We start from the raw sequence: 24,668 nt of genomic DNA on the forward strand, positions 1-24,668 counted from the left end.
GATGGTTTCGTGCGGACGCAAGCGTCCGTTCTGTTCGTCCTACGAACCTAGACACACACGCAAAGCTGATGACCCCTGGGGGCGGGCCGGGGGCTAGTCGGCGGTGGGGAGTTCGACGATGGCGACGGTGCCGCCGTCGTCGGGCCCTTCAAAGTGGATGGAGCCGTCGTGGCGGTCGATGATGGTCTTGGCGATGGCTAGCCCCAGGCCCACGCCGCCGTAGTCACGGGTGTCGGGGCCGTCGGCTTGGGAAAAGCGCTCGAAGATGCGGGCACGAAAGCCGTCGTCGATGCCGGGGCCGTGGTCGCGGATGCTCAGCCGCGCCACTTCGACGGTGCGGCTGATCTCGATCTCGATGACGCTGTCGGCCGGCGAGAACTTCTCGGCGTTGGCCAACAGCTTGGCGACCGCGGCGCACAAACGCTCGCGGTCGGCGGTGATCACCACAGGTTCGTCGGGGGCGTGTACCGACAGGGCGTGCGTCTCGTGCAGGTCGCTGCGTTGGTCGAGGGCGTCGACGAGGACGTCGTACAACTCGACCTCCTCGAAGGTAAACGTGTCGGAGACTTCTCCGGTGAGCGCGCGGACCTCCAAGAAGGCGTCGACGACCTCGACGAGCCGGTCGGCGTTCTTTCGAGCCATGTTGATCATGTGGGTGAGCCGAGGACTCTCGAGGACTTCCTCGTCGTGGCTCAGCAGCGAGATCAGGCCTACCAGCGGGGTCAGCGGGGTGCGCAACTCGTGGCTGACCAGGGCGATGAGTTTGTCTTTGAGTTGCTCGACTTCGTGGCGGGCGGTGACGTCTTGGACGGTGCCGCGAAGGTAGATGAGTTCCTCGCCGTCGTAGACTGGCTCACCGTAGGCACGAACGATGATTCGGGTGCCGTCCGGTCGAGTGATCGGATGCTCGAGGGTGTACGGCAGCCCTTTGTCGAGCGTGCGTTCGACGGCACGCCGGATCATCTCGGCGGTCTTTGGGTCGAGCAGCTTCTGATAGGTCTCGAAGTCGAACCCGGCCGCCTGTGGCTCGAGGCCGAAGATGCGAAAGCATTGGTCCGACCAGGTGATCGTATCCCGGTGGATATCCCACTCCCAATCGCCCAACTTGGCGACTTGTTGGGCGTAGGCCAGTCGCTCTCGGCTGCGCTCGAGCGCCTCTTGGGCGAGGTGTTTGTTGGTGATGTCAGTCAGGATGCACCGAAACCGAACGGGCTGGCCATCTTCGCGCACCACGGTGGTGGCGTCACGAAACCATCGCCACTCGCCGTCGGCGGTGCGCATCCGATACTCGAAGTCGTAGCGGTCGGCGCGGTCGTGCAGTCTGTTGCACGTGGCGATGACGGCGTCGAGGTCGTCGGGATGGACGATCTCTTTCCACAGATTTGGTTCGTCGTTGGCGTGATCGAGCGAATACCCCAAGATCCGCTCGATCTGGGGGCTCACGTAAGTGGTGGTGAAGTCGCCCGCGTCGAATTCCCAGACGATGGCATCGATCGACTCGAGAATCTCCTGGCTATGCCGCGCTTCGAGCGTGTTGTATCCCCCGTCTGGCGTGTCCCTTCCCACGGTTGCCTCGTAACGCTAGTGCGCAAGAATGCATCGACCGACCGATGGCCGATCGATTAGTTCGAACATAGACGGAGCATTCGGGACTGCCAGTGCGATTTTAGCGCTCGAAGATGACTCGCTGGCGATACTCTCGGTACTCTTTGGTCTCGCGCAACTTGTCGAGGATGACCTCGTACTCGGCCTTGGTCAGTTTGTCCTTGAGGATATTCTTGACCTTGCCGCCTTCGATAGGACCGGCGTCGGAGAAGAAATTCGCCAAGATCTGGGCAGCCGCCTTCGGACCATGACCTTCGAGTTGCTCCAGGCAGGCCTTGGCGACGTCGGCCACCGAGCCGTCGACCTCGGGCACCTCGATCGGTTCCGGCTCCGGTTCCGGCTCGTCCTGGGGCTCGGCTTCCGGCTCCGTCTCTGGCTCGGCTGCCGGCTCGGGCTGCGGCTCGGTGTCTTGTTGCGGTTCCGGCTCGGAGTCTTGCTTCGGCTCCGGCTCGTCGGTCTGTTCGGGAGCCTCGCTCGGCTCGTCGGCCGGCTGCGACTCGGCGGGCGCGGCCTTGCCGCCGCCCTCGAGGCCACGCTGCAGCAACTCGAGCGCCATCTCCGAGTAGGTCTTGTCCTGCTCGTCGGCCAACGCTTTGACCTTGTCGATGATGTCAGTGCCATGCGGGTCGCGGGAACGGACAACCAACTGCGCATTATAACCCATACTTCACTCCCAACTGCCCAACGTCTGAAATCGCGGCAACGTCATTTAGATTAACATGGAAACGATAGGTCGCTGATCAACCTGAGGCCAAAACCTGCAGATCAACTCGGCCAGATGGCCCTAGGCTGACTCAGGATGGACGTGACCGCAAGTTATTTACCGGGAAGGTGCATTCGGACGACGAAATTGTCCTCGACGACGACGACGTCGAGTCTCCCCCCATGGGCCCGCACGACCTCGTCAGCGTAGCGTACGTCCATGTGCAGCGAGTCGTAGTTGGCCGTCTCCTCGCGGGTCGTGCTCGGTGAGGGCACCGCCTCTTCGAAGACAATTTCGATGGTGGCGCTGTCGTCTGTCGCTTTGAATCTCACGGCCGGCACATCGTTTGCCGGCTCCGAACGCGCCGCGAGATGTGCGATGGCGGCGACCAGGCGCTGGCGATCCCAACGACCGCTCTTTCGCTCGGCTCCCTCCTCGACGGCGACTCGACTCACCACGCGGCTCTCGGCTTCGAGAACGCCCTGGACTGCATCGCTCAGCTCTTCGAGGCGAATTGGCTGCAGGTCGAGCGTGGCGCTGCCCGCTTCGAGTTCGGCCATGTCGAGCGCGCGCTCGAGAATTTGGCTCATCGTCGCACTCGAGCGCGCCAACCTCTCGGCGAGGTTGGCCTCGGGGGCGTCGGCGTCGGCGTGGTGCTCGAGGATGGCGCTGCTAAATTCCACCGCGCTCAACGGGCTTCGCAGGTCGTGCACCAGTTGACGTATCAGGGGGAGCAATTCGGCGGGACGGGCTTCGTTGCCAGTCTCGTTGCGATCTGCGAGGGCGCTATCATGTCGCTCGACGGACTTCTGGATGGCCTCGGGGTCGTCCGCGAGAATCGCGGCGCGCAGCTGCTCCGGCGAGACGGGCTTGGCGAGGTGGGCGTCGAATCCAGCCTCCAGCGAGTCGGCGATGTCGCGGTCCTGCCCATACCCGGAGATAGCCACCATGCGGGTGTCGGCGTAGGCGGGGAGTTGTCGGAGTCGGCGCACGAGGTCGCGTCCGCTCATGTCGGGCAGGCCAATGTCGAGCAGCACCACGTCGAAGTCGTCATTCTTGGCTTTGTCGAACCCCTCGGCTCCGGTGGCCGCCAGCTCGACGGTGCTGCCGGCATCTTGCAACAACACTGCCATGAAGTAGGCCGCGTCGACGTTATCGTCGACCGCGAGCACTCGCAGCCCGTCGAGGCGCCCGGGCAGCGGGTGGGCCTCGAGCGCGTCCGTCGGGATATCTTGGGCGCGGGGAAGGGTGACGACGAACTCGCTTCCCTGGCCGGGCCCCTCGCTACGCACCTCGATAGTTCCCTCGTGGAGCTCGACGAGTTGCTTGGCCAGCGCCAAGCCGATGCCAAGGCCGCGACTGCGCTTGCCTTCCCCCTGTCGAAACGGCTCGAAGATGGCCTCGAGATCTTCGCGGCGAATGCCGCGGCCGGTGTCGCGCACGTGAATGGTGACGGTGTCGTCGTCGGGCTCGATCCACACTGAGATTCGGCCCTCGGGCGGAGTGTAGGAGACGGCGTTGTCGAGCAGGTTTGTCACGATTTGCTCGAGGCGGGTGGCGTCGGCGTCGACAGCCACGTCGGGCACCTCGGGGACCTCGACGGTATGGCCGAAATCGTCGGAGCGCGGGCGCACCGAGGCGACGGCCGAGGCGATGATCGGTGCCAGCGGTTGCACCCGGCGCTCGACGTTGAGTCGCCCACGCGTGATGCGAGTGACGTCGAGCAGGTCGTCGAGCAGCCGCGACATCTGAGTGACGTGGCGTTGGACCATCGGAAGCGCCTGACGCGCCGGCTCGCCGCCGCGATCGACCACGCGCACCCCGTTGGCGATGGCCGCCAGCGGATTGCGCAACTCGTGGCCGAGCATCGCCAAGAACTCGTCCTTACGTCGGTCTGCGTGGCGCAGCGTGATCTCGGCGCGCTTGGTCGCTTCGATGTCGGTGGCCGTTCCGTACCAGCGCACGACCTCGCCGTGCTCGTCATACGCGGGGACGCCGCGGCTCAGGTACCATCGATAGGTTCCGTCCTTCACCTTGATCCGGTGCTCGATCTCGTACAACTCACCGGTTCGCACCGAGTACTCCCAGGCATCGATGGTCGCCGCGCGGTCGTCGGGGTGAACCACCGGGCTCCAGCTCCACCCGCCCTCGGTGCCGTACGCGATGCCCTCGAACTCCTCTCGCCGTTGATTGTAGTAGTCGACCGTCCCGTCAGCTCGTGCCGTCCAGACGAGCTGGGGCATGGCGTCGGCGAGTTCCTCGAACCTCTCCTCGCTCTGGCGGCGGGCGGCCTCAGCGGCATGCTGCTTGGTCAGATCTCGCGCAAACAGCACCGCTCCCACCTGCTCGCCGCTCTCGTCGCGCAGGCCGCGGTAGGTCAACTCGTAGATACGTCGGTGGCGCTGTGGGTCGCCAAAGGTCGAGGTCATCGTGAACTCTTCGCCGGCCAGGGCGCGCTTCCACAAGTCGAGGCCGCGTTCTTGATCATTGGGCAGGTGCGCCAATGCCTCGGCGAGACTGGTGCCCACTTCGACCTCCACGCCGTAGGCGGCGTGAAATTCGTCGCGAAATTCGTCGTTGAACGCGATGAACGTGAAATCCTGCGAGATGACGCACACCGGTGCCGAAGCTGCTGCCAAGATCCCCTGGAGCAGCAGTCGAATTTCGGAATCTCGAAAGGGCATAGAGGCTCGGTTGGAGAGTGTTGAAGACCGCGAGGATACTTGAAATAAAAACGTAGCATACACCCAGGGCGCATGCAGCCGCTTCCGGCCTCGCAGATGCTACGCTGAGCTGACTCCTCTCTCAAAGATGGGAACCATCGGCCGGCTGTGAACTCGAAGGCTCGGTCTTGTCGGCCAGCCTTCTTGTCAGCTTAGCTGTGGGAGGGCATGCTTGGCGCGAACCGCAATGAGACGCTGTGGGCGCTGCAGACGCCCACGCGCGTCATGTCGCGATACCGACTGTCGCTATACCGAGCGTAATCGATGAGACTCTCCCTACGACAAGTCACCGCCGTGTGGGCCGGCGCTTTGCTGCTGGTATGCCTGACGGCACTGACGGCGTCCTACGCGCAGCAGCTTCCGCTGCAGGAGCAAGAGGCTGACAGGCAGCAGGAAGCTGACAAGAAGCCGGAGGTCGACGCCAAAGACGCTCCGGTCGATCCCCGCGCTCAAGACGACGCCATCCGCGACCGGTTGAGTACGATCTTCGGCACCGTCGAGGAGCTCTCCGGGGTCGACGCGACGGTCCAATCAGGCGTGGTGCGCCTGAGCGGCGAGGTGCCCGGGCCGGAGTCCTCCCGGCGCGCCGAGGAACTGGCCGCCGGCCTCGAGGGCGTGGTCTATGTCGACAACGACATCACCGAGGCGCGCGAGTTCTCCCGGCGCATCGAGCCCGCCGTCGACAAGCTCGGCGAGCTGGTCGGTGCGGCGGTGGTCTACTTGCCCTTATTCGTCGTCGGGCTGGTCATTCTGGGGTTGTTCTGGATGCTGGCGAGCGGCGTCGCCCGCATCGACTTTTTGTTCCGAAGGCTCTCCGACCGGCCGCTCGTCCAGAATATCGTGCGCCAGGTGGTCAGCACGCTGGTGTTCTTGTCGGGCGTCATTCTGGTGTTGGAGGTCTTCGACATCACAGCGCTGGTCGGCGCGGTGCTGGGCACCGCCGGGGTGGCCGGCGTGGCGCTGGGCTTTGCGTTTCGCGACATCGGCGAGAACTACCTCGCTAGCATCTTCTTGAGCCTGCGCCGCCCCTTCAACCATAACGACCACGTGCGCATCGAGGACTTCGAGGGCAAGGTCGTGCGTCTGACCACCCGCGATACGGTGCTCATGACCCTCGATGGGAACCACGTGCGCGTGCCCAATTCGCTGGTCTTCAAGAGCGTCATCCACAACTTCACGCGCAACCCGCGCCGGCGTCTGGACGTCACCGTCGGGGTGGGCGTCAACGAAGACCTGGTCGAAGCGCGGCGCACCGGCCTCGACGCCCTCGATGCGATGGAGGGCGTGCTCGCCGAGCCGCCGCCGTTCGCTCGGGTGACCCGCCTGGGCGACTCGAACGTCGAGGTGACCTGGTACGCTTGGGTCGACCAGAACGAATACGACTTCCTCAACGTGCAGAGCGAGGCCAGATATATCGTCAAGGCCGCGCTCGACGCCGCCGGCTTCGACCTGCCCGAGCCGATCTACCGGGTCAATCTTATTGACCCGAGCAAAGAGCCGGCCGAAAAGCTCGCCCCTAAAAAGCCCGCCCAGCCGGCGCCGACCTCGATCGTCAATCTCGAGGCCGAAGCCGAGATCGACGACCAGATCAGCGAAGACCGCCAGCACTCCGACGAGCCCGATTTGTTGGAAGGATAGATTCGGTGCGAGTGCTTCGAGTTCTCGCGAAAGAGGGACGCGATGCCCCCGCACCGAACAGCTCAATCGCTCATCTGGCTGAGCGTCTCGAAGTCCTCGTCGCTCAAGTCGATGTCGCGCGCGGCGGTATTCTCCTCGAGGTGCTCGATGGAGGAGGTGCCCGGAATCGGCAGCATCACCGGCGAGCGCTTCAACAGCCAGGCCAGCGCGATCTGGCTGGGCTTGGCGTCGTAGTTTTTGGCGATGTCTTCGAGGCGCTCGTCCTCGGCGAGTTCGCCGGTGTTGAGCGGGTACCAGGGGATGAACCCGATGTCGTGCTCGGTGCAGTAGTCGACGACCGGGTCGTGCTCGCGGTCGCCCAGATTGTAACGGTTTTGCACCGTGACCACCTCGACCATCTCGCGGGCCTGTTCGATCTGGTCGACCGAGAAGTTCGACACACCGATGTGGCGGATCTTGCCGGCCTCCTGCGCCTCTTTGAGCGCGCCCAACGAGTCCTCGAGGGGCACGTCCGGGTCGGGGGCGTGTAGCTGGTACAGGTCGATTTGGTCGACCTCGAGGCGCCGAAGCGAGTTGTTGATGGCGCGCTCGAGATGCTCGGGGCGCCCGTCACGCGGCCACTCGCGCGGCCCGAGGCGAGTCAGCCCGCCCTTGGTGGCGATGTGGACGTTCTCGTAAGGCTTGAGCGCCTCGCACAACAGATATTCGCTGACCTCGGGGCCGTAGGAATCGGCCGTGTCGATAAAGTCGATGCCCAGCTCGACGACGCGCTCGAGCAACTTCTTGGCCTGCTCGCGGTCGTCGGGCCAGCCCCAGATGCCCTCGCCGGTGATACGCATGGCTCCGAAGCCGAGCCGATGCACCGTCATGTCGCCGCCGATATCGAATGTATCGTTTGCCATTTTCATCTCCACGTTATGTTTGTGTCACTAAAACATGCGACGAGAGATTAAGAGCGAAACGGACTCAGACAAGGAGATGCTGATGAGCGAGGGTCAACGGAACGAGGGCAAGGTATGTGCGGTGGTCGGCGTGGGGCCGGGAAACGGTGAGTCGTTGGTGCGCCGGTTTGCCCAGGAGGGCTACCGGGTGGCCGCGATGGCGCGCCACGAGGATGAGCTCGAAGAGTTGGTGGGCGATATCGACGGCGTCGAGGTCTTCGGCTGCGATGCGACAGACGAGGCCAGCGTCGACGGGGCGTTCGACCGGGTCGCCGAAGAGCTCGGCGAGGTCGACACCTTGCTCTACAACGCCGGCACCGGCGTGTGGGGCAAGCTCATGGAGGTCGAGGCCGACGACCTCCAGATGAGTTGGAAAGTCAACACGCTGGGGCTATTTCACTGCGCCCAAAAGGTCGTGCCTAAGATGCTCGACAACGGCGGCGGCACCATAGGGGTCACCGGAGCGACTGCGGCCATGCGCGGAAAGCCCTTTACGACCGCCTTCGCCCAGGCCAAGGGCGCCCAGCGTATGCTCGCCGAGTCGATGGCCCGCGAGCTCGGCCCCAAAAATATCCACGTCTTCTACTACGTGGTCGACGGCGTCATCGACAGCCCGCGCACCCGCGAGATGATGTCGGACAAGCCCGACGAGTTCTTTCTGAAGCCTGACGACATCGCCGAGGCGGTGTGCGCGGTGGCGCACCAGCCGCGCTCGGCGTGGACCTTTCAGTTGGATCTGAGGCCGTTTGGTGAAGAATGGTAGGGAGTGGCTTAGTCGCGACTCCCGCCGAGCACTCCCAGCCGGAACAACCAGTACAGGAGCTGCAGGATTGCCGCCACGGCGGCTGCCACGTAGGTGGCTGCGGCGGCGGTGAGCACCTGGCTGACGCCGTCGAGCTCGCGCGAGTCGACGATGTTGTAGTTGGCCAGGGCGCGCTTGGCGCGCGAGGAGGCGTCGAACTCGACGGGCAGGGTCACCAGGGTGAAGGCGACGAATCCGGCGAACAGAAACACGCCGATCTTCGCCAGGCCCGCCAGCCCGATGACGAGGCCGATGATCATGATCCAGACGCCAAGGTTGGTGCCGATATTGGCCACCGGCACCATCTTCTGGCGAATGGTCATCGGCATGTAGCCCTCCTTGTGCTGGATGGCGTGGCCGACCTCGTGGGCGGCGATGCCGGCGGCGGTGACCGAACGGCCGTTGAAGATGTCCGAGCTCAGTCGCAGCGTGCGCGAGCTCGGGTCGTAGTGATCCGACAAGAAGCCGTGGGCCTGCTCGATGTCGACGTTGGTGATGCCCTCGGCCTGCAAAATGGCGCGGGCCACATCACGACCCGTCATGCCGCGGCCGATGGCCACCTCGGCCCACTTGTTGACGCGATTCTTTACCCAGAACTGGGCGCCCAGGCTCAACGCGAACCCGACGCCGATGATGATCAGATACAGTGGGTCGAAAAACATGGTCTTACCTCCGCATGAGACCCAAAGGTTGACGCTCTAAAAACATCCGTCCGAAATTTCTCATTCCAACCCGTCGACACCTAGTGAGACAAAAACGCCCTCGCAAAAAATTCCGCACCATTTGAATGAAACGCGCCTCCGCGACGTCTGCTTAGCAACCGTGAGAAAGTTGCTCTGCGACGTTGAATTGGCTAAACCCGTACAGTGTCTTTTCCAGATAGATCATTTTGGAGGCGTTTCATGCTCGCGAAAAGAAAGTTGATCCTCTCGGTGCTCGTGGTGCTCGCCGTGCTATTGAGCGCCGGTTCGGCGTTCGCCGACGGTGTCGGCTCGACGGCCTCGGCCAAAAAGCAGACCCGGCTGATGTCGGTGACGTTTTCGCCGGTGCATCTGCTCTTTCCCATCGTCGAACTCACCGGCGAATTCAAGGCCGATGATAACTGGGGCGCGGCCATCATCGGCGGTTACGGCTCGCTCACTCAGAATGACGGGGTGCTCGGCGAGCAGACCTACGATGTGTGGGAAGTCGGCGGCCAGTTCCGCTACTACGCGCTGGGTGACTTCGACCATGGCCTGCAGGTCGGCGGCGAGGTGCTCTACGTCAACGTCAGCAACGACATCGAGACGTCCAGCGGCACGGTCAGCGGTACTGGGGAAGGCGTCGCGGTCGGTCCGTTTATCGGCTATAAGATCGCCACCGACTTGGGCTTTACCTTCGACGGACAGCTCGGTTACCAACGCGTCGGCATCGGTGCCGAGGCCAAGAACGAGTCGTCCGGCGACTCCGTCACGGATGAGAGCAGTGACTGGGGCCCCCTGCTCAACCTGAATATCGGTTGGTCGTTCTAAAACATGCCGGACGCTGACGCATCGCACACCTGGCGCCACTACACGTGGCGCGCCCTTCGCCTCGTGGTGGTAGCTTACGTGATCTACGCCGGACTCCTCGCCTTATTGCAGCGAAAGATGATCTTTCCGGGGACGGATCTGCCCGCCGGCAAGCCTACAGGGCTGGCCGAGGCCGGCGGGGAGCAGATTTGGCTACAGAACGAAGAGGGCAAGGTCGAGGCCTGGTTCTTCCCCGGCAAGGGCGTCAGCGTCGACAAACCTGGCCCGGCGGTCATCATTGCCCACGGAAACGGCGAGCTCATAGACGGCTGGGAAGTGGGCACCGCCGGCAGGTACCGCCAGGCGGGCGTGAGCGTGCTCTTGCCCGAGTATCGCGGCTACGGACGCTCCGACGGCACACCCACTCAGAAGCATATCACTCGCGACTTCGTGCGCTTTTACGACCGCCTGGCCTCACGGCCCGAGGTCGACGGGGAGCGCATCGTCTACCACGGCTTCTCCCTGGGCGGCGGCGTCCTCGCCTCGCTGGCGAGAAAGCGCAAGCCGGCGGCGTTCATCCTGCAATCGACGTTTACCCGCATCGCCGACATGGCGCGCGGCGTGCCGGTGCCCGAGTTCCTGATCACCGACCCCTTCGAGACGCTCTCGGTGGTCGAGTCCCTCGACATTCCCGTGCTCGTCGTCCACGGTGAGCGCGACGAGGTCATTCCGTTCGAGCACGGAAAGAGACTTGCCAAAGCGGCCAAAGACGCCGATTTTCTGCCCCACGCTGGCGGCCACCACCTGATGACCGATCAAGTGGCCTTCTGGCGCGCCGTGCGCAAGCTGTTCGTGCGCGCGGGCATTTTCGCGAAGTAAGTCAGGGCAAGATGCCCTGCCTCCGAAGCAAGTTCGACCTTTGGAGGCAGACCTTCTAGGTCTGGAGACATACCCTCGCAACGAAAACACGACCCAAGACCTCACGACCCATGCCCCAAGACCCAGCCACCACGCCTCCCGAAGAACTCGGTCCTCCGTGGACGCTGCTCAAGATCCTGCGGTGGACCACCCACTTTTTCGAGACGAAGGACGCCTCCGACAGCCCCAGGCTCGATGCCGAGTTGCTGCTCGCCCACGTCCTCGGTTTCGACCGGGTCAAGCTCTACACCCATTTCGACCGGCCGATGGGCTCCGACGAGCTGGCGAGCTACCGCGCGCTCATCAAGCGTCGGGTGAGCGGAGAGCCGGTGGCGTATTTGTTGGGCACCAAGGGGTTCTGGGACATCGAGCTCGACGTCGACAAGCGCGCGCTCATCCCGCGCCCGGAGACCGAGGTCCTCATCGAGGAGGCGCTCGAACTTGTCGGGAAGGAGGACGAGGCTACGCTGGTGGACGTGGGCACCGGCACCGGCGCCATCGCGTTGGTCATGGCCAAAGAGCGGCCGAATCTGCGCGTCATCGCCACCGATGTCTCCGAGGATGCCTTGGCGCTCGCCCGTCAAAACGCCGAGAAGCTCGAACTCGACGAGCGCGTTGACTTCGCCCACGGCGACCTACTGTCGGGTGTCGCGCCGGAGGTGCTTCCCGTCGACATCGTGGTGAGCAACCCCCCTTATGTGGCCGAAGACGAGCGCGACGAGGTCATGGTCGACGTCAAGGACTACGAGCCCGACGGCGCTCTCTTTGCCGGCCCCGACGGCCTCGACGTCATCCGTCGGCTCATCCCTCAGGCTTTCGACGCGCTCGCGTCGGGCGGGCACTTTGTGTGCGAGCACGGCTGGCGGCAAGGCGACGCTATGCGCGAGCTGCTCGAAGAGGCCGGCTTCGTCGACGTACACATCCGCAAGGACTACTCGGGCCACGACCGCATCGCCCGTGCCCGCAAGCCGTAGACGGCAGAACGCGTGGTTCACCGTAAAGGACGTCAACAAGAGCTTTCTTTGCCGTCCTTTGCGTCCTTCGCGACCTTTGCGGTTCCATCTGCTTTCGAGCAAAACGTGACTTTTATGGGGGCGTGTCGAGATTGTCGCACCGGTGCGTATGGACCTCCTCGCCGCCTCTGGATCGCGGGCGCGGCGGTTTGACACAGTGCGTCATATCCGCTAATTAGCACGTCCGGGCTCGAAATTTTCGGCGAATGAGGCGATTTTGTCGCCGCCAATCCATATATTTTGATGTTGCTCAACGATCTTTAGAAGAGGCAAGTGCGATGGCCAAGAAAGCAAGCAAGCAAACCATCGAGGAACTCTCCCAGGTGAAGTATGTGGGGCCGGCGAAGGCGGAAGCTTTCGTCAAAGAGCTCGGCATCGGCTCCATCGAGGAGCTCTATGAGGCGTCCAAGAATGGCAAGCTCGAGAAGGTCTCCGGAGTGGGCGCTGCGCTCTCGAAAAAGATCCACAAGGCCGCCGGTGAGGCGTTGAAGGCCACCGGGCCGGCCGAGGTCGCCGAAGAGCCGGCCAAGAAGGCCAAAGAAGCCCAGAAGAAGGCCAAAGAGAAGAAGGCCAAAGAGAAGCAAGAGGCCAAGGCAAAGGAAGCCAAGGCCAAAGCGGCCGAGAAGGAGGCCGAGGCCAAAAAGGAAGCCAAGGCCAAAGAGGCCAAGGCAAAGGAAGAAGCCAAGGCGAAGGCGGTCGAGACCAAGAAGAAGGCCGAGAAAAAGGCCAAAGAGGTCAAAGAGAAGGTCGAGAAGAAAGCCAAAGAGACCGTCACCGAGGAAGTGCCTCCGACGCCGGAGACCGCCCGCAAACGCGCTCCGGCCAAGCCGGCCGCGCGCACCGAAGATCGCGTCGAGCAGTTCATCGCCACGCTGCGCTGCCCGGCGTGTGGCCACGACGAGTTCGACCGTGGTGCGACCACGCTGACCTGCACCGCCTGCCGGCGCGAGTACAACTTCCACAACGGCGTGGCCGACTTGGCCCCGCCCAAGCCCAGCGGCCGAAGCGTCACCCAGCGCATCATGGAGTCGCGCTTCTACGCGCGCTTCTACGAAGACGTCATGCGTCCCAAGCTGACCGGCGTGGTCAGCGACCGCAGCCTCAGCGAGGAATACGCGCTCAGCTCGGAGATGCTCGAGCTGGACGATAACACCCGTCTTCTGGACGTGGCCGCGGGCACCGGCAACTTCACCCGTTACTTCGCCCAGCAACTCAACGAGCAGGGCGCCGGCGACGACAGCCTGGTGGTGGGCATGGACCTGTCGTGGCCGATGCTGGAGACCGCGCGCACTTACCTTCGCCGCGACGGCCTCGACGAGCAGGTCTTCTTGATCCGTGGCGACGCCACGCGCATCCCCGCTCGCCGTGCCGCCTACAACAGGCTGCACTGCGCCGGAGCGCTTCATATGATGAAGAATATCGACGAAGCGCTGCGCAACTTCGCGCGCATCCTCGAGCCGGGCGGCATCTGCGTCATCGGCACCTTCATCCTGGGTGACGGCATGATGCGTCGGCTGGTCAAGCGTGCCGCCGAGCTGCCCACCCAGTTCCACTGGTTCAGCCGCGACGAACTGCACCAGCGCCTTCGTCGCGCAGGCTTCGAGGTCGTCGAGGACAGCGTCGCCGGCGATGCCATCACGGTCAAAACGCGGCGTACCTGAGCAATTAGCCCAACAACCAGTTGCAGGGCGTTTCAAAACACGGCCCCTTGGACCTTTCATGCCTCGGAAGCATGACAGGTTTAAGGGGTCGTCTTTTTTGGGTGGGGTGGTTTTCGAGGCTCTACAGCAACGCGCGGCGAATGGCTTCGTGCAGTCCGCCTTCGTCGGAGACCGGCGAAATGACGTGGTCGCACCCAGCCTCGCGCAGCTTGGCCGAATACTCTTCGTCGCGGTCGTGCAGCGCGATGATGCACACCGGGCGCAGCTCGCGGTTCTCGCGAATGGTCGTGCAAAGCCCCGACAGATCGATGCCGTCGAGCCGGTCGTCGACGATCGCCACGTCGGGCTGCCACTGACCGATGGTCAGCAGTGCCTGCTGGGCGTTGTCGCTGGAGTCGTAATCGTGCTGCTGGCCAAACTGCAGGGCCAGCTCGTCGATCCGCTCCGGGTTGCTGTGCACCAAGAAGACCCGCTTGCGCTCACGCTCGGCGAACGGGTTGGGCATGCAGTGGCGATTCAGAAAATCATCGAGCACCTTGCGCTCGATGCGGTAGTGGCCACCGGGTGTACGAAACGCGCGAAGCTCCCCCTTGTCGATCCAGTTCTTGATCGACGTGATGTTCGCGTTGCAGATCTTGGCTGCTTCGAATGTAGTATAGACTTCTTTGTCGAGATCGACGTCCATCGTGGTCCCTCACTGACTCAGATGGCAGGCGCCGGCGTGTCTACATCTTTGGGGTCCCCCGACCTGAAAAAAGGACACACCGCCTTGGGTTTTTATCCGACATCCGACGCGCCTTTGAGCGCGTCGAGCGTCGTCAATCGAGTTGATGTGTTTTATGCATAATCGATCTTGAAGGTCAAGTTACCTAGGTCCGAACGACATTTGTTTGACACACGAATACTCTCGCTGGAGAGCGTGGAAAGGCACGCGCAACGCCGACGCAAAAGTGCGTGGAGCCGCGAACGCGTCAGTGACGGGGAGGTCTGCTCAGATCGTCGAGAATACGGTCGAGTGAGTACTCGTGTGCGAAGCCAAGCTTTTGGCGCGCCAGCGAATCGTCGACCATGCACACGTATTTGATGTGGTCGAGCTCGGGCACCGGCCAGTCACTGACCTTCAGCGACCAGCCTGCTTTGAGCATCATGCGAGCCATCGGTTCGGGCACCGGCCGCGGTGTCTTGCCCATCTTGTCAAAGAGCAGTGACAGGGGAACCGGCGACGGACCGGCGATATTATACACGCCGCGTACTCCGGGCGTCAGCGAGCGCTCGACGGCCGAAACCACATCCTCGACGTGGATCAGCTGGATCATCGGGTCGAAGCCCATCACCGTGATCGGGCGCTCCAGGCGCAGGTAGCGACTCGGCGCGTTGTTGACTCGCCCCACGATATGTACCGGGCGCAAGATGACCGTCTCGATCTCGGGGTGACGCCAGAAAAACGTGTTGCAGAACATGTCCAGCGCGATCAGGTCGCGAATGGCGTCGAATTTTTGGCCCCCCATCAACGGCGCATCTTCTTTCAAGAACTGGTTGTTCGTGGGATCGGGGCCGTACACGTTGGCGCTCGACAGCACAATGATCTTGGGCACGCGGTGCTCGGAGGCCAACTGGAAGATCTTTTGGGTGCCCACGATGTTGAACGCGTGGTGCTCTTCTTGGCGGGTGCGCGGGTCGTGCATGATGTTCAGATGCACCACCGCATCGATGCGCTCGCGGCGAAAAACGTCCTCTGCGCGGCGTCGACGAATGTCGACATTTTCGACATCGATGTCCTTGGGCATGTGGTGGACCGGGCGTCGATCCATGCCGATGATCTCGTAGCGGCGGTGCAGCCGGCGGGCCACCGCGCGGCCGAAATTGCCCCCGATGCCGGTGATCAGGACTCGTTGTTTTCGTCCACGTCGTTTGCGACTCACCAAAACACTCCTTCACGTTCGTCGAGGCCGCGGTCGATGAGCTCTCGAAGCGCGTCTTTCACCCGGTCGACCTGCGCGTTGATCACGCGGTCTTCATCGTCGGGGGCACCCTCGAAATGCATCGGCTCGCCGAAGTAGAGCCGGTATTTGACCGGCAGCGGCAGCGCGCCCAGCGGCCCGAGCAGAGGCCAGGTGGGCGTGATCGGGAAGGCGGGCATGCCCAAGAGTTTGCCGAGTGACTCGAAGTTCCAGATCGACGGCATCTGCTCTTCACCGCCGACCACACCCACCGGCACGATCGGTGTATTGGTCTCGAGCGCCAGGCGCATAAACCCCAGCCCGAAGCGCTCGAGCTCGTAGGCGCGGTCGTAGGTTTTGTTGATGCCACGGATGCCCTCGGGAAAGACCAGAATACAGCCGTCGCGGCCCAATAAAATGCGGCAATTCTCGCGAGTACCCACCACTTGGCCGGCGCGCGCCAAAAACCACGATACGAAGGGAATGGTCGGCACCCAATGCTCGACCATGCTGCGCACCATGCGCGCCGGTTTCTTGTCGAAGAGCAGGGCACAGCCCAGCAAGAAGCCGTCGATGGGGATCTGGCCGGTGTGGTTGGCCACCAAGAGCACGCGCCCCGAGTCGGGGATATTCTCGATGTCGACGACCTCCGTGCGAAAGTATTTGCGGTACAGCCGCTCGGCCACCGGCACGATGTACTTGAGGAAGTCGGGCTCGAACCCGAAGGGGTCGAAGCCGTACTCGTTTTGGCCCGCCTCCATGTTCTGGATATTGGCCCAGATGGACGGGTCGATCGTATCGACCAGTGTCTCGTCGATGCGCTCGCGAAGCCGCTTTATCGGTTGCGTCAGACCCATAATCACTCGATCGTGTCGATCAGTTGCAGAATTGGTTGACCGCCTCGAGCGACAAGGCGCGCGCGCCGGGGGCTTCCCAGGCGTCCGCGTCGCCGTCAGCGTCGCCGTCGACGTCGACGTAGATGGGGTTGGAGAAGCCGACGACCGGCTTGCTCGAGCTTACCTCGCCGGACGGCGAGGCACCGTACGTGAAGAAGACGACCCACGAGTCGTCGTCGAAGGTAATCGACACCGTCTGGTCGAAGTCGAGGTGCTCACCGGCTTGGCTCGAGCGGTCGAACGTCTCGACGACCTCGCCGTTGACCACCGCGATGAGGTGGTCGGCCTGAGCCCAGTTGGGCGTATGAACGCGCACCGGGAAGTCGAGGCTTTGACCGGAGTCGATCGTCAGGGTGTCGCCCGGAAGCTTGTCGTCTGCGAAGTCGATGAAGGTATGCGCGCCGACGCTGACCTTTCCGGTTCGCATCGCCCCGCGCACGTCGGCGTGGGTGACCTCCCCGGGGGCCTTATCGATGTGCAGGTAGTTTCGCGGCAGGCCCGACTCTCCGGAGAGCCCGTGGGTGTCGGAGTTGCCCAGGCCGGTAAACCGGTGTCCGGTGTTCAAAAAGCCGCTCCAGTCGGCGAAGAGCCTACAGGTATTGTCGAAGCGGTTGATGATCTCCATGGTGTCGAAGTCGGTGGTGAACCGGAAGTCGTCGACGCTATCGGGGCCGACCTCGGGGTCGAAGCCGACCAACTCGAGCATGCCCGAGGAGCTACGGCGCGAGTGGTTGAGCTGGACGATCGGGTCGCTGGCCAGCCCGCGCGCGATGTCGACGAGCTCGGGGATATAGCGCTTGGTCGGCTCGCCTGCGTTGTCGACCACGGCCAGCGGCACGGTGCCGCGGCCTCGCTCGTCGGCCTTGTAATCCATCGGGTAGAGGCCTACGTGGGTCTCGAGCGGCGAGATCTCGACGCCCGGGAGGTTGGTGATCTCGTCTTCGAGGCCGTACGCGGCGATCAACGCGTTCAGGTCGGTGACGGCTTCGTGGTCGGTCGAGGCGAACACCTCGACGCCCACCGAGGCGTTCTCGAGCAGGCGCGCCTCTACGCCTGCCTCGCTGTCGAGGCTCGGCTCCATATGCTGGTGGAAGTCGCCGGCCAACCAGCCGGTGGTGTCGAAGGCGCGCGAGAGCTGGAGGCTCTCGGTGGTCGTCTCACCGGCCGTCAGCGTCACGTCGATCGCGGTGGAGTCGTACTCGGGGCCGCGCATCACCACGACCCGATAGGTGCCGGGCGCCATGGGCAGCTCGAGCGAGCCGTGCAGCGCCGGGCCGCTCCAGCTGGCGGCGCCGCCGCCAATGAGGACGCGCGCGCTCAGCGCCTCGCCGCCGTCGGCGTCTGCCACGTCGAGCTTCAGGGTCGCCGGCGTCTCGATCGTGACGGTGTGCGTCTCGCCCGAGACGTCGAGGGTGTGCTCGTAGGGCTGAGCGCCCGCCCAAGCGTCGATCGTGAGGTCGTAGGTGCCGTCTTCGAGCAGGAGGGTCACTTCGCCGTTCTCGTCGGTCACGCCCCAGCCGACGGACTGATCGTCGCGAGCGGCGAGGACGCTCCGACCGGCGGCCGGCTCGCCGGCTTCGGTCTCGATGGTCAGCGTGCGGCGTGTGCCGGCGATCTCTTCGTCGCTGCGTAGCTGGGCGCTCAACTCCTGGATGGACGCCAGTGTGCCGTCGCCCACCGCGAACCAACGCTGATAGATACCCTCTTCGCCCGCGGCGAGTTGGATGCGCTGGGCCCGTGAGCCCGCCCAGGGAAGCCCTTGCTGGGTCAGGCCGAGCTCTCGGGCCTCACCTTCGGGAATGATCCAGCCGTACGAGCGGCCCTCGGACAACGAGGCGAGCCAGTTGTAGGTGCCCCCGGGGGCGCCCAAGCCGCGTCCGGGCGTCCACAGCTGGGCGCGGTCGCCAAAGCCGAACCAGTCGCCCACGAAGAACGAGCGGTTGCCGTCGGTCGGGTTGGTATAAAAGCTGACGATCTCGACGACGTCGCTGTCGGGCTCGAGGCGGTATTCGGTGACGATTTCGAGGCCCTGCGGCTCGCCCAGCGAGCGGCCGCTGAGTCCGACGAGGTGAGCCAGGGCGATGTCGTGTGACGTGACCTGCAATACCGCCGCGCCGCCGTCAGTGCCGTCGCGAATCACCTCGACGCTGTCGGCGTAAGTGGTGCCCGCGTTGACCAGCGGCATCACGAAGTCGAGCACCTCGTCGCGATCGTCGCCCGCGCGCTTGGCGTCGACGAGCTTGCCACCCGAGAAGACCTCGAAGCGGTTGGTCGTCTCCGACTGGATGCACACTTCGATATTGGCGTTGTAGAGCTTGAAGTCGCCGGTGCGACAGTGCGCCCAGATCCCCGTAAAGCCGGTCTCTTCGCCCGTGATTTTGCCTACGCGCGCTTCGCCGGCAGACGCCGGCTCGTCGACGTTGGCGTAGCCGTTCGGATCGACGCCGTCTTGCGGAGTCGTGCGCTGCAGACCGTCGGGGCCTGTGTCGGCAGTATCTCGGGCGACATCGGAGGTGTCGGCGGGGCCGGCGTCGGGGGTGACGCCGGTATCGGTGGTTTCTTTTTTGTCGTCGTCACCGCAGGCGGTGAGGCTCAGGACGACGAGAAAACACGACAACAGAACGCGCTTAGACATGACTCGATCACGCAAACAGAAGACATTGATGGGGCAACGCGCGCCGAGTTTAATACAGATGGGGGGGCAATTGCTAGACAACGTCACGGTGCCCGGCAATGCTCCGGTGGGTCTTTGCGTTACCGGTCCTCTTCGACAGTCTCGACCACGTAGTCTTCCTCGTCGTCTTCGACGGTGCCGAACAGGTTGCGGCCGAGGTCGACCAGCCCGCCGCCGAGGCCGACGACGATGTACATGATCATCAGGGTCACGAAGGCGACGCTCGGCTCGGCCACGGCGCTGACGCCGGCGGCGAGCACGAGCAGCAAGGCCAGGGCGATGCCGCCGCGACCGCGCACGTTGAAGTCTTTGAAGGTGCGGTAGCGCACGTTACTGACCATCAGACCACCCAAGATCACTGACATGCCGGCGACGTTCCAAGAGGCGCCGGTGGCGGTATGTCCGGTCAGCGACAGGTGAGCCATGATGATGGAGACGACCGCGCCGGCGGCCAGCGGTGTGGGCAGTCCTTCGAAGTACTTGCTCTTGCCGCCATCTTCGGCGGCTTTGACGTTGAAGCGGGCCAGGCGCATGATGGCGCAGGCGGTGAAGACGAATCCGAAGAAGATGCCCAGCATCCCCAGCGGTTGCATGCCCCAGCTAAAGAGGAGCAGGCCGGGAGCCACGCCGAAGCTGACTGCGTCGGCGAGGCTGTCGAGTTGCACGCCGAACTCGCTCTGGGCGTTGGTCATGCGGGCCACGCGTCCGTCGAACAGATCGCAGAGCATGCCGGCGACGATGAGCCAGGCGGCCAGCTTGAGCTGGTCGACCGAGGCCGCCGTCAGCGACAGATAGATACTCGACACCCCGCAGAAGACGCTCGACAGCGTCAGCAGGTTTGGAAAGATGTACTTCGATTTGCTCAAATCCATAGGAGATCCTCGCTCGGCAGCGCGTACGCCTGCTGCAAAACACAGCTGATTCCCGCTCTAGACTGCCGTCGATAGTCGGTTCACGGATAAGTAAGTTACCGGAAAGTGTCAAGTTGAATGAGGCCGCATGGCGATTAAGTGGCTTACATGTGGCGGTTTTTGACGAGTCCGGCCGTGGAGAAGAACGTCGATGGCTGGCCGCGGCGGTTTGCCGAATTCGGCCGGTGTACCTACTGTTAGGGAGAGACTTCTACGTTTCTGACCACTCCACACATGCGCCGACTTGATATCCAAGAGTTTCGCGACCGGCTCGACCAGTTCGACCGCGAAGTCGCCCGCACCCCCGACGTCGATCGCTTTTGCTCGGCGTCGTGTTGGGTGATCCCGGCTTTCGAGGCGCTCAGTCCCGACCACGACCTGTGGGTCTGGGAGGCGTCGAAGACCGAGGGCTTTGTGGCATTGTGCAAGGGTTCGCACCCCCGCGTCGGCCGCTACTTGCAGCCGCTGGAGGCTTCCTGGGGGTTGGCCAGCCCGATCATCGGCGCCGACGTCGAGGGGGTGACCCGCGAATTCGTCAACGAGGCGCGCCGCATGGCCGATAAGTGGGATATCCTCTTTTTGACGGGCATCAGCGAAGACTCGCGCCAGTTCGAGGAGTTGGTGCGCGGTTTCCAGTCCGACCACTTCATGGGAGTCGGCCCGTCGATGGGCCGCCAGTACGCCGGCTTGGAAGGCGGCGTCGAGGGATTCTTGTCGCGACGCTCGTCGAAATTTCGGGCCAATATCCGGCGCTCGCTGCGCGACGCCGACGATGCCGGCATCAAGTTTCAGTACCTGTCGGAGTTCGACGAGGCCGAGTGCGAGCGTGTCTTCGACAGGATCATCCGCGTCGAACGAGAGAGCTGGAAGGGCCGCCAGGGCGTGGGGATCGCCGCCGGGCGCATGTACGACTTCTACAAGCGCATGCTGCCGTGTCTGGCTGAAAAAGACGCGCTTCGGGTCATCTTCGCGACCCTCGACGACACCGACATCGCCTACTGCTTCGGCGGCCTCTTCCAGGACACCTACCGTGGCCTGCAGATGAGCTACCACCAGTCCTACGGCGACCACTCGCCGGGCAACCTCGTCCAGATCGAGATGATCCGCAACCTTCACGACGAGGGGATCGGGGTCTACGACATGGGCCAATCGATGGACTACAAGTCGAGCTGGACCGACGGGGAGTTCGAGACGGTGGCGGTGATCGTGAGGCGCTGACCGCGGCGGGGCGTTAGCTGTCGAAAGGCCGCACTTCGATTTCGTGCACACCATCCACACAAAGCGCACCTGCATACCCGGCAGCTATCTGCAGATCGCTCAGCTGCCAGGCTTCCGGCTCGCCATCCTCCACCCACAACAGCCGCGGATCGTCGTCCACGCTCACCTCGAAGGTCTTGAGGCCCAGCGCCAGTCCTTGGCCGGTCGCTTTCATGAACGCTTCTTTGCGCGTCCAGCACCGGTAAAACCTCACGAGACGCTCCCGATCGGTGTCAGGGGCCATGACGGTTTCGCATTCGCCGGGGGCAAAATGGTGCTCGGCGACCAGGGCGAGGCTCTTGCGGGGGCGGATCTGCTCGAGGTCGACGCCCACGGGCCGGTCTTGGCAGAAGGCGAGGAGGCTGTAGGTGCCGGAGTGGGAGACGTTGAATTCGACGCTCGTGTCGGCCACGGCTGGTTTGCCGTGGTTGCCGTTCACGAAGTCGATTTCGCAGGGAGTTTTGTCGAGATAGGCGCCCAACAGCCGGCGGAGCTGGCTGCGGGTGAGGGTGTAGCTGATTCGGTCGCGCTCGAAGCGAAACCGCGCAGCACGCGCGGCCTCGTCGTCGGTGAGTAGCTCGGCGGCTCGAGCGACCAGGGGGGCAGGCTGCTCGAGCGACAGCCGCCATACGTCGACCGTGTTCGGCTGCAGCTCGAGCGCGTCAGGTGGGGCCTGCCACATTGGATTGTCCTGGCCACATTGAGTTGACCTGGCGATTTATTGAGGGCCGAAGTCCCAGCCCTCGAAGAATTCGTGGACGCGAAGCACCACGCTGAAGCTCTGGTCTTCGAGTTCGTCGGCCGGGCCGAGCTCGGCGACCGCGTGGGTGGCGTCTTCGACTTGGACGTCGACCGGTGCGTCGTTCATGAACACGACCACCTCGTCGTCGATCGACAGGTCGCAGGCGTCTGCGTCCTGGCTGACCAGCTCGAGGCGCAAGATATCGTCGTCCTCGATGGTCAAAAAGACCGAGAGGTTGTCGTCGGAGTGGAGTTGCTCGTGCATGTCACTGCTCGCGGTTCAATTGGATGACCAGGTTGCCGGGCGGTCGTTCCATGCCCTCGACCTGGGGAAGCTCGACCTCGATGCGGCCGAGTTCGGGGTTTTGCTCGATATACTGCGGGATCTGGTCGAGGACCTGGCGAATCGCGTTCTCGTAGCCCGGAGGGGCGGCGTCGGCGTCGCCGAAGATCTGGCGCATGATCGCGCGTACGTCGACCGGCTTATTGGGATTGACCGGCACATTTCGCGACGGGTTGAGCAGCGAGCCGTAGACAAACTCGGGAAGGCGCGCGGCGCCTTCGGCTTTGTCCTGCTCTTCCTGCGCTTTGTCGCTCTTGCCGATCTGGTCGTAGGCCGCCGCGCGCAGGGCGAACAGGTCGGGGTAGTCGCGCGGGTTCTTCATGCGGTCTTCGGCCTCTTTGAGCGAGGCAACCGCCTCGCCGCCGATGCCGCCGGTGATCTGTGCGGCGGCCAACGCGAGGTAGCCCCAGGGCTCGTCGGGCAGCAGGTCGATGGCGACCCGAGCGTCGTCGGCGGCGGCGTCGGCGCTGCCGAGGCCCAGCGCGAGCTGGCTTCGAAGCAGCGCGCCGGGGGCGGCGAACGTGGGATCTTCGCCCTCGTCGACCAGCAGCTCGAGGGTCTCACGTGCGCCGGCCGAGTCGCCGTTAAGCGCCTGGAGACGCGCCAGGTTCAGGCGCGACTCCTCGTCATACGGGTCGGAGTCGACGGCGTAGCCGAGGTCGCGCTGGGCGTCCTCGAGTTGGCCCCAGCGCAGCGCGATCATGCCGCGGATCGCGAACGGCTGGCCTTCCTGGTCGTCGAGCTCGATGGCGCGATCGAGGTCGATCATCGCCGCGCGGTGAAAGTCGAGGTAGTCGTGGACCATGGCGCGGCCGACGATGGCCGTCCACAGCTCGCCGTCTGCCTGCACCGCCTGGTTGAACGCTTGGCGTGCCTCGTCGATCTTGTCGGCGTAGTAAAGCGCGTAGCCCTTGAATGCCAGCAGGCGGGCACGATCTTCGTGATCGTCGACTTCCTCGATCGAGTCGTTTACCAGTTCGACGCACGCGTCGTAGTCGTCGGACTCGAGGGCAATCTCGGCCTCGAGGATGCGCAGGCGCGGCTGGGGCCCGTGTTCTTCGATGGCGGCCTCGAGGCGCTCTTGGGCCTCGTCGAGGTCGTCTTCGGCGATGAGGTCGTCGATCTCGGCGACCACGTCGTCGAGAGTTTGGGATTTGCCAGATTCTTGGTCTGCCATGGGTTCGCCTTCTTCTTCGTGGGAATTCACGGCGGTAAATTGTCATGGTCGCTCGGAGGCGTCAATGGTTGGCGTGGCAGAGCCAACAAGCAAAGCATTCCAAATCGAACTCGACTTATGCTATCCACCCGAACCATATTCGCGACCGCACGCATCTAAACGCAGCCCTAACCTACTCACACCCTAAGAATACGCCATGAGCGAGATGATGACGAACTTCGAGCGCCTGCGAGACACCTACCTTGGCGAAATCCACGCGTTGATCGACCGGGTCGTCGAGGACGAGGCGCCCGAAGGCTCGTCACTGGTGGAGATGTGCCGCTACCACATGAAGACCGGCGGCAAGCGATTACGCGCGCTGTTGCCACTGGCGGTGGCCGAGGCGTTCGGCGCCGAGCCGACCAAACTGGTGCCGTTGGGCGCGGCCTGCGAGATGCTGCACAACGCCACGTTGGTCCACGACGATCTGCAGGATCGCGATCAGATCCGCCGCGGCGAAGAGACGGTGTGGGTGCGCTTCGGCGAGCCGCGTGCGATCAACTTGGGAGACGCGATGCTCTACTGGACGCTGCTTCTGGCGGGGCGCCTGGAGTGTCCGGCCGACAAGCGCCAGCGCATCTCGTCGCGCATCTTGCGCGAGACGCTGCGGGTGGTCGACGGTCAGGAGCGTGAGTTTTTGCTCAAGGACGTCACCTCGCCGTCCGTCGACGACTATTTCCGCATGGTCGAGGGCAAGACGAGCGGGCTCTTTGCACTCCCTCTCGGCGCCGCGGCCGACTTTTGCGACGCGCCCGAAGACGTCATCGACGAACTCGAGATCGCCGCCGGCCATCTGGGCGTGCTCTTCCAGATCCAGGACGACGTGCTCGATCTGTACGCTGACAAGGGCCGCGAGCACCGCGGCACCGACATCTGTGAGGGTAAGATCTCGGCGCTCGTGGTTCACTTCTTGACCCACGCCCCCGAAGACGAGGCCGCCTGGCTTCGCGACGTGCTCGACCGGCCGCGCGACGAGGTCAGCCACGACGACATCGATCGAGTCATCGACGCGTTTCGCGAGCACGGCTCGCTCGACTTCGCGCTCAACGAGATCGACCGGCGCCGCCGGCTTGCCTGCGACACCAAATTCTTCGCCGACTACCCGGCGATCGAGGGGCTGCTGCGCGGCATGGCCGAGGTCTTCTTGAAGCCGATCCAACACGTGATCGCCGCGGAGCAGCAGGCGTAGCGCATCG

21 protein-coding genes are annotated in these 24,668 nt (G+C 63.7%); 8 read left to right on the top strand and 13 right to left on the bottom strand.

What is annotated here, in order from left to right:
* Window positions 1-93: 93 nt before the first annotated feature.
* From FIV42_RS18015 to FIV42_RS18025, 3 genes are all read right to left on the bottom strand, one after another.
* Window positions 94-1,566: a sensor histidine kinase gene (locus FIV42_RS18015; RefSeq protein ID WP_141199028.1), complete on the bottom strand. Its 1,473-nt coding sequence runs from the start codon at window positions 1,564-1,566 to the stop codon at window positions 94-96.
* Between the two features lie 100 nt (window positions 1,567-1,666).
* A complete protein-coding gene (locus FIV42_RS18020; protein WP_141199029.1) occupies window positions 1,667-2,269 on the bottom strand; it encodes a hypothetical protein in 603 nt (200 codons plus the stop codon).
* A 152-nt stretch (window positions 2,270-2,421) separates the two neighbouring features.
* Window positions 2,422-4,992, bottom strand: coding sequence for an ATP-binding protein (locus tag FIV42_RS18025; RefSeq protein ID WP_141199030.1), 2,571 nt, complete (start codon window positions 4,990-4,992; stop codon window positions 2,422-2,424).
* Window positions 4,993-5,295: 303 nt separating this feature from the next.
* Between FIV42_RS18025 and FIV42_RS18030 the strand changes: the two genes are divergently transcribed.
* Window positions 5,296-6,669, top strand: a complete 1,374-nt coding sequence (locus tag FIV42_RS18030) for a mechanosensitive ion channel domain-containing protein (RefSeq protein WP_141199031.1) — start codon at window positions 5,296-5,298, stop codon at window positions 6,667-6,669.
* A gap of 62 nt (window positions 6,670-6,731) precedes the next feature.
* On the opposite strand, the gene FIV42_RS18035 is transcribed toward FIV42_RS18030, so the two are convergent.
* The gene (locus FIV42_RS18035; RefSeq protein ID WP_141199032.1) at window positions 6,732-7,577 is read right to left on the bottom strand and encodes an aldo/keto reductase; all 846 of its coding nucleotides are present in this window, start codon (window positions 7,575-7,577) and stop codon (window positions 6,732-6,734) included.
* A 76-nt stretch (window positions 7,578-7,653) separates the two neighbouring features.
* Here FIV42_RS18035 and FIV42_RS18040 point away from each other — a divergent pair, with 76 nt between their 5' ends.
* Window positions 7,654-8,373, top strand: coding sequence for an SDR family NAD(P)-dependent oxidoreductase (locus FIV42_RS18040; RefSeq protein WP_168210740.1), 720 nt, complete (start codon window positions 7,654-7,656; stop codon window positions 8,371-8,373).
* 8 nt (window positions 8,374-8,381) lie between these two features.
* Here FIV42_RS18040 and FIV42_RS18045 read toward each other — a convergent pair whose 3' ends face one another.
* Window positions 8,382-9,074 carry a zinc metallopeptidase gene (locus FIV42_RS18045; protein ID WP_141199034.1) on the bottom strand — a complete coding sequence of 231 codons (693 nt, stop codon included), beginning with the start codon at window positions 9,072-9,074 and terminating at the stop codon, window positions 8,382-8,384.
* A gap of 240 nt (window positions 9,075-9,314) precedes the next feature.
* On the opposite strand from FIV42_RS18045, the gene FIV42_RS18050 reads away from it, so the two are divergent.
* From FIV42_RS18050 to FIV42_RS18065, 4 genes are all read left to right on the top strand, one after another.
* Window positions 9,315-9,923: an autotransporter domain-containing protein gene (locus FIV42_RS18050; RefSeq protein WP_141199035.1), complete on the top strand. Its 609-nt coding sequence runs from the start codon at window positions 9,315-9,317 to the stop codon at window positions 9,921-9,923.
* Between the two features lie 3 nt (window positions 9,924-9,926).
* Entirely contained in the window at window positions 9,927-10,781 is an 855-nt protein-coding gene (locus FIV42_RS18055; RefSeq protein ID WP_141199036.1) for an alpha/beta hydrolase, read from the top strand.
* Between the two features lie 110 nt (window positions 10,782-10,891).
* Window positions 10,892-11,794: a peptide chain release factor N(5)-glutamine methyltransferase gene (gene prmC / locus FIV42_RS18060; protein WP_141199037.1), complete on the top strand. Its 903-nt coding sequence runs from the start codon at window positions 10,892-10,894 to the stop codon at window positions 11,792-11,794.
* A 317-nt stretch (window positions 11,795-12,111) separates the two neighbouring features.
* Window positions 12,112-13,494 carry a methyltransferase domain-containing protein gene (locus tag FIV42_RS18065; RefSeq protein ID WP_168210741.1) on the top strand — a complete coding sequence of 461 codons (1,383 nt, stop codon included), beginning with the start codon at window positions 12,112-12,114 and terminating at the stop codon, window positions 13,492-13,494.
* Between the two features lie 121 nt (window positions 13,495-13,615).
* Here the strand turns inward: FIV42_RS18065 and FIV42_RS18070 are convergent, their stop codons facing one another.
* From FIV42_RS18070 to pssA, 5 genes are all read right to left on the bottom strand, one after another.
* Window positions 13,616-14,179, bottom strand: coding sequence for a helix-turn-helix domain-containing protein (locus FIV42_RS18070; protein ID WP_141199039.1), 564 nt, complete (start codon window positions 14,177-14,179; stop codon window positions 13,616-13,618).
* A gap of 286 nt (window positions 14,180-14,465) precedes the next feature.
* Window positions 14,466-15,416, bottom strand: coding sequence for an NAD-dependent epimerase/dehydratase family protein (locus tag FIV42_RS18075; RefSeq protein ID WP_141199040.1), 951 nt, complete (start codon window positions 15,414-15,416; stop codon window positions 14,466-14,468).
* Window positions 15,413-16,291 carry a lysophospholipid acyltransferase family protein gene (locus FIV42_RS18080; protein WP_246099062.1) on the bottom strand — a complete coding sequence of 293 codons (879 nt, stop codon included), beginning with the start codon at window positions 16,289-16,291 and terminating at the stop codon, window positions 15,413-15,415. The genes FIV42_RS18075 and FIV42_RS18080 overlap by 4 nt, the downstream gene beginning before the upstream one ends.
* A 19-nt stretch (window positions 16,292-16,310) precedes the next feature.
* Window positions 16,311-18,965 (bottom strand): CehA/McbA family metallohydrolase, encoded by a 2,655-nt coding sequence (locus FIV42_RS18085; protein WP_141199042.1) that lies wholly within the window; start codon window positions 18,963-18,965, stop codon window positions 16,311-16,313.
* A 119-nt stretch (window positions 18,966-19,084) separates the two neighbouring features.
* The gene (gene pssA / locus FIV42_RS18090; RefSeq protein WP_141199043.1) at window positions 19,085-19,876 is read right to left on the bottom strand and encodes a CDP-diacylglycerol--serine O-phosphatidyltransferase; all 792 of its coding nucleotides are present in this window, start codon (window positions 19,874-19,876) and stop codon (window positions 19,085-19,087) included.
* 273 nt (window positions 19,877-20,149) lie between these two features.
* Between pssA and FIV42_RS18095 the strand changes: the two genes are divergently transcribed.
* A complete protein-coding gene (locus tag FIV42_RS18095) occupies window positions 20,150-21,133 on the top strand; it encodes a GNAT family N-acetyltransferase (RefSeq protein ID WP_141199044.1) in 984 nt (327 codons plus the stop codon).
* Window positions 21,134-21,146: 13 nt separating this feature from the next.
* Here the strand turns inward: FIV42_RS18095 and FIV42_RS18100 are convergent, their stop codons facing one another.
* From FIV42_RS18100 to FIV42_RS18110, 3 genes are read right to left on the bottom strand one after another with little or no spacing between them, the layout of a single operon-like run.
* The gene (locus FIV42_RS18100) at window positions 21,147-21,854 is read right to left on the bottom strand and encodes a 4'-phosphopantetheinyl transferase family protein (protein ID WP_141199045.1); all 708 of its coding nucleotides are present in this window, start codon (window positions 21,852-21,854) and stop codon (window positions 21,147-21,149) included.
* A 36-nt stretch (window positions 21,855-21,890) separates the two neighbouring features.
* The gene (locus tag FIV42_RS18105; RefSeq protein WP_141199046.1) at window positions 21,891-22,178 is read right to left on the bottom strand and encodes a hypothetical protein; all 288 of its coding nucleotides are present in this window, start codon (window positions 22,176-22,178) and stop codon (window positions 21,891-21,893) included.
* Window position 22,179: 1 nt separating this feature from the next.
* Window positions 22,180-23,433 (bottom strand): tetratricopeptide repeat protein, encoded by a 1,254-nt coding sequence (locus tag FIV42_RS18110; RefSeq protein ID WP_141199047.1) that lies wholly within the window; start codon window positions 23,431-23,433, stop codon window positions 22,180-22,182.
* Between the two features lie 196 nt (window positions 23,434-23,629).
* Here FIV42_RS18110 and FIV42_RS18115 point away from each other — a divergent pair, with 196 nt between their 5' ends.
* Window positions 23,630-24,661 carry a polyprenyl synthetase family protein gene (locus tag FIV42_RS18115; RefSeq protein ID WP_141199048.1) on the top strand — a complete coding sequence of 344 codons (1,032 nt, stop codon included), beginning with the start codon at window positions 23,630-23,632 and terminating at the stop codon, window positions 24,659-24,661.
* Window positions 24,662-24,668 lie beyond the last annotated feature (7 nt).

The organism is Persicimonas caeni, from assembly GCF_006517175.1.
Taxonomy (GTDB): Bacteria; Myxococcota_A; Bradymonadia; order Bradymonadales; family Bradymonadaceae; genus Persicimonas; species Persicimonas caeni.

Bases quoted from the DNA above. Each gene is read 5' to 3' on its own strand.
- FIV42_RS18020 (WP_141199029.1), bottom strand. From the start codon at position 2,269: ATGGGTTATAATGCGCAGTTGGTTGTCCGTTCCCGCGACCCGCATGGC.
- FIV42_RS18025 (WP_141199030.1), bottom strand. From the start codon at position 4,992: ATGCCCTTTCGAGATTCCGAAATTCGACTGCTGCTCCAGGGGATCTTG.
- FIV42_RS18030 (WP_141199031.1), top strand. From the start codon at position 5,296: ATGAGACTCTCCCTACGACAAGTCACCGCCGTGTGGGCCGGCGCTTTG.
- FIV42_RS18035 (WP_141199032.1), bottom strand. From the start codon at position 7,577: ATGAAAATGGCAAACGATACATTCGATATCGGCGGCGACATGACGGTG.
- FIV42_RS18040 (WP_168210740.1), top strand. From the start codon at position 7,654: ATGAGCGAGGGTCAACGGAACGAGGGCAAGGTATGTGCGGTGGTCGGC.
- FIV42_RS18045 (WP_141199034.1), bottom strand. From the start codon at position 9,074: ATGTTTTTCGACCCACTGTATCTGATCATCATCGGCGTCGGGTTCGCG.
- FIV42_RS18050 (WP_141199035.1), top strand. From the start codon at position 9,315: ATGCTCGCGAAAAGAAAGTTGATCCTCTCGGTGCTCGTGGTGCTCGCC.
- FIV42_RS18055 (WP_141199036.1), top strand. From the start codon at position 9,927: ATGCCGGACGCTGACGCATCGCACACCTGGCGCCACTACACGTGGCGC.
- prmC (WP_141199037.1), top strand. From the start codon at position 10,892: ATGCCCCAAGACCCAGCCACCACGCCTCCCGAAGAACTCGGTCCTCCG.
- FIV42_RS18065 (WP_168210741.1), top strand. From the start codon at position 12,112: ATGGCCAAGAAAGCAAGCAAGCAAACCATCGAGGAACTCTCCCAGGTG.
- FIV42_RS18070 (WP_141199039.1), bottom strand. From the start codon at position 14,179: ATGGACGTCGATCTCGACAAAGAAGTCTATACTACATTCGAAGCAGCC.
- FIV42_RS18080 (WP_246099062.1), bottom strand. From the start codon at position 16,291: ATGGGTCTGACGCAACCGATAAAGCGGCTTCGCGAGCGCATCGACGAG.
- FIV42_RS18085 (WP_141199042.1), bottom strand. From the start codon at position 18,965: ATGTCTAAGCGCGTTCTGTTGTCGTGTTTTCTCGTCGTCCTGAGCCTC.
- pssA (WP_141199043.1), bottom strand. From the start codon at position 19,876: ATGGATTTGAGCAAATCGAAGTACATCTTTCCAAACCTGCTGACGCTG.
- FIV42_RS18095 (WP_141199044.1), top strand. From the start codon at position 20,150: ATGCGCCGACTTGATATCCAAGAGTTTCGCGACCGGCTCGACCAGTTC.
- FIV42_RS18100 (WP_141199045.1), bottom strand. From the start codon at position 21,854: ATGTGGCAGGCCCCACCTGACGCGCTCGAGCTGCAGCCGAACACGGTC.
- FIV42_RS18105 (WP_141199046.1), bottom strand. From the start codon at position 22,178: ATGCACGAGCAACTCCACTCCGACGACAACCTCTCGGTCTTTTTGACC.
- FIV42_RS18110 (WP_141199047.1), bottom strand. From the start codon at position 23,433: ATGGCAGACCAAGAATCTGGCAAATCCCAAACTCTCGACGACGTGGTC.
- FIV42_RS18115 (WP_141199048.1), top strand. From the start codon at position 23,630: ATGAGCGAGATGATGACGAACTTCGAGCGCCTGCGAGACACCTACCTT.